Source organism: Tabrizicola sp. (genome assembly GCF_036781545.1).
Lineage (GTDB): Bacteria > Pseudomonadota > Alphaproteobacteria > Rhodobacterales > Rhodobacteraceae > Tabrizicola.
Window position 1 is genome coordinate 1 of record NZ_DAIQAT010000247.1, and the last position, 3,501, is coordinate 3,501.

A 3,501-nucleotide genomic window follows, 5' to 3' on the forward strand; every position below is an offset into this window, starting at 1 on the left:
CGGGGCCCCAAATTCAGGAAGAAGTCCCATGCCCGACTGGATCCGCGCCTGCGCCACCGACGACATCGACCCCGACGACCTGATCCGCTTCGACCACGGATCGCGGACCTTCGTCATCATCCGGTCCGAGGACGACACCTTCCACGCCATGGACGGTATCTGCAGCCATGAACATGTGCATCTTTGCGATGGCCTGGTGATGGACGGCACCGTCGAATGCCCCAAGCACAATGCCACCTTCGACTACCGCACCGGCGAGGCAACGCGCGCCCCCGCCTGCATCAACCTGAAAACCTTCCCCGTCCGCGTCCAGGACGGCCAAGTCTGGATCGAGGTCTGACATGACATTCCAACTCGCCGCCTGTGCCGAGATGCTGTGGCGCGACCGCCCCATCGCCTGGCGTGCCAGCCGCCTGAAGGAGATGGGCTTCGGTGTCGGCCTCTGGAACTGGCCCGCCTGGGACATCGTGGCACTGGAACGGACAGGCGCTACATTTACCATCATGAACGGCTACCTCGAAGGCCGCCTGACCGATGCCGAGGGCTGCGAGATGCTGCTGGCCTCGGCTCGCGAGACGGCGAAGGTCGGCAAGCGGCTTGGCGTCCACCGGCTGAACCTGCACGGCACGGGTCTCGGCGACATGGGCGTGCCCATCCCGAAGATCGGCGCCTTCTCTCCCGGCATGGAGCAGCGCGCCCGCGATACGCTGCGCCGCATCTGTGACCTGGCCGAGACCGAGGACGTGGTCTTCACGCTGGAAAATCTCAACCCCATCGACCACCCTGGCTGTCCCTTCGGATCAACCGCTGCGGTGCTGGCACTGGTCAGCGCGGTCAACCGCCCGCAGTTGCGCATCAACCTCGACCTTTACCACACACAGATCGGCGAAGGCGACCTGATCCGCTGGTGTCAGGCCTGCCTCCCCTGGATCGGTGAGGTCCAGGTCGCCGACAATCCCGGCCGGTTCGAGCCCGGCACGGGCGAGATCAGCTATGCAGGAGTCGCCAAAGCGCTGAACGACATGGGTTACTCCGGCCCCGTCGGGATGGAGGCTTTTGCCAAGGGCGAGGAGGAGGCTGCCCTGGAAGCCTTCCGCAAGGCATTCACGGTGTAACCCAATGGTCCACAAATCCAACCGCCCCACTGTCCACGACATCCGCGCGATGAAGGTGCGCGGGCAGAAGATCTCCATGCTCTACGTCACCAAGCTGGAGGAAGCCGCCGCCGCCGATGCCGCCGGGATCGACATGCTGTCTATCGAGGGCCGCTTCTTCACCCCCGAAATGCGCGAGGCAGCAGGGCGCTGTTTTGTCCAGGTGGGCCTGCCCTTCGGTCCCTATGGCACACTTGCCTCCGCCGAGGATTACCTGCGCTCGGCATTTCGTTTCACTGCGATGGGGGGCGACTGCTTCTATTGCGCGGCGAGCCTCGATATCCAGAAGACACTCTGCGACAACCACGTTCCCATCGTGGCCCATGTCGGCCTGATCCCGTCCTACATCACCTGGACCGGCTGGCGCGCTGTTGGCAAGACTGCCACCGAGGCGCGTGCGGTCTGGGAGCATGTGAAGCAGCTCGAGGCCATCGGCGCTTTCGGCGCGGAGCTTGAGGTCGTGCCTGACCGGCTGGGCGAGTTCATCTCACGGAACACGACGATGATCATGCTCGGCATGGGGGCGGGGCCAGGTGCCGACGCGCAGTATCTTTTCGCCGAGGATGTGCTCGGCTGCACGGACGGCCATAAGCCGCGCCACGCCAAGACCTACCGCAACTTCGCGGTCGAGTATGCCCGCCTGCAGACCGAACGCATCGCGGCGTTCAAGGAGTTCATCGCGGACGTGAACGCTGGCGGCTACCCGCAGCCCGAGCACAATGTCGCGATGGCGGACGCGGAATTCGAAGCCTTCAAGGCCAGCCTGACCCAATAATCTCGGCCAATAACCCCAAGGAACCCTCCCCATGCTGAAAGTCGGCCTTCTCGGCGCCGGGCGTATTGCCGGCGTCCACGCCACCGCCATCTCCACGAACCCCGGCTCGACCCTCGTCGCCGTCTCTGACATCAACCCCGAGGCCGCCGGGAAACTGGCCGCCCAGTATGGCGCCGAGGCGCGGGCCACCGACGCGATCCTCAGCGATCCGGCCATCGACGCGGTCCTGATCGCCACCTCGACCGACACCCACTCCGACCTGATCGAGCGGGCCACGGCGGCCGGCAAGGCGGTCCTTTGCGAAAAGCCGGTCGACCTGTCGCTGGCCCGTGCGCAGGCCTGTCGATCCGCCGCCGCCAGGACCGGCAAGCCAGTCATGATCGGCTTCAACCGCCGCTTCGACCCGAACTTTGCCGCGCTGAAGGCAGCGCTCGACAAGGGCGAGATCGGCAAGCCCGAGCTCCTGTCGATCACATCCTTCGACCCCGCCCCGCCGCCGGTCACCTATATCAAGGTCTCGGGTGGGCTCTTCCGAGACATGATGATCCATGACTTCGACATGGCGAATTTCCTGATGGGTGCGGCGCCGGTCACCGTTTCGGCAGTCGGCACCTCCATCGTCGATCCCGCTATCGGCGCGGCGGGCGATGTGGACACCGCCGTCGTGACGCTGACCTACGCCGACGGTCGCATCGCGGTGATCAAGAACTCACGCCGTGCGGTCTATGGCTACGACCAGCGTGTAGAGCTTCTGGGCTCCGAGGGCCTTCTCCAGGCGCAGAACATGCTGGAGAACACGGTGGTCAAATCCACGACGGCGGGTGTGACCGGGGCGAAGCCAACCTACTTCTTCCTGGAACGCTACATGCCGGCCTACGCCGCCGAATGGGCCGCCTTCGTGACCGCTGTCACCACCGGCGCGGCCGTGCCCGTAACGCTTGATGATGGTGTGGCTGCACTCGCGATGGCCGAGGCAGCGACAGAATCCGCCAGGACTGGAACTCCTATAGCCTTGGATTCTCTCATTGGCTGATCTCTGCGTCGAATTTGCGCGGGATCCGACGCCCTCATGGAGTTTTGGAGAGTGAGGGTGGCGCCGAGCCGACGCCCCCTCCCGCCCAATGTGCCAACTGAAACTAGCCGGGTGGATAGGATGCGTTGCTCCTGCGGATTCCACTTCTGGCCCGTGCAGAACGGGCGTCGCCAAACTACCGACCATATCTACCCGTCAGGCGTTCTCGGCGTAGTAGAGCCTGAACTCGGCATTGGACACCCGCGCGGCAGCTTCCGGGGTAAGGCAGAGATCCCGCAGAACGGCCAGAAGCCTCCGTGCCAGCTCGTCGCGGGGCGTGTCCATGACAAAGTCGATGAGGCCGAAGCGGACTGCGGTGCGGAACGGCAGGGTCCAGAGACCAAACCCCGATACGTTCGGCAAGCAGCTCTCAAGGATCATCCTGCCCCGCCGCAACTGGTTTCCTCTGACAACTCCAAAACACGCAATCTGTGGCCCCTATGACCCCGTCACCACCGGGATCCGCGGCTCGCCGCCGTCCTTCTGCAAACGCGCGGCCA

5 protein-coding genes are annotated in these 3,501 nt (G+C 64.7%); 4 read left to right on the plus strand and 1 reads right to left on the minus strand.

What is annotated here, in order from left to right; translation table 11 throughout:
* The first annotated feature begins 28 nt into the window (after positions 1 to 28).
* From V7Q39_RS20095 to iolG, 4 genes are read left to right on the plus strand one after another with little or no spacing between them, the layout of a single operon-like run.
* A complete protein-coding gene (locus tag V7Q39_RS20095; protein WP_333818390.1) occupies positions 29 to 340 on the plus strand; it encodes a MocE family 2Fe-2S type ferredoxin in 312 nt (103 codons plus the stop codon).
* 1 nt (position 341) lies between these two features.
* Positions 342 to 1,115, plus strand: coding sequence for a TIM barrel protein (locus tag V7Q39_RS20100; protein ID WP_333818391.1), 774 nt, complete (start codon positions 342 to 344; stop codon positions 1,113 to 1,115).
* A gap of 4 nt (positions 1,116 to 1,119) precedes the next feature.
* Positions 1,120 to 1,929 carry a 3-methyl-2-oxobutanoate hydroxymethyltransferase gene (locus V7Q39_RS20105; protein ID WP_333818392.1) on the plus strand — a complete coding sequence of 270 codons (810 nt, stop codon included), beginning with the start codon at positions 1,120 to 1,122 and terminating at the stop codon, positions 1,927 to 1,929.
* A gap of 31 nt (positions 1,930 to 1,960) precedes the next feature.
* Positions 1,961 to 2,962 carry an inositol 2-dehydrogenase gene (iolG, locus tag V7Q39_RS20110; protein ID WP_333818393.1) on the plus strand — a complete coding sequence of 334 codons (1,002 nt, stop codon included), beginning with the start codon at positions 1,961 to 1,963 and terminating at the stop codon, positions 2,960 to 2,962.
* A 195-nt stretch (positions 2,963 to 3,157) separates the two neighbouring features.
* Here iolG and V7Q39_RS20115 read toward each other — a convergent pair whose 3' ends face one another.
* Positions 3,158 to 3,382, minus strand: a complete 225-nt coding sequence (locus tag V7Q39_RS20115; RefSeq protein WP_333818394.1) for a hypothetical protein — start codon at positions 3,380 to 3,382, stop codon at positions 3,158 to 3,160.
* Positions 3,383 to 3,501 lie beyond the last annotated feature (119 nt).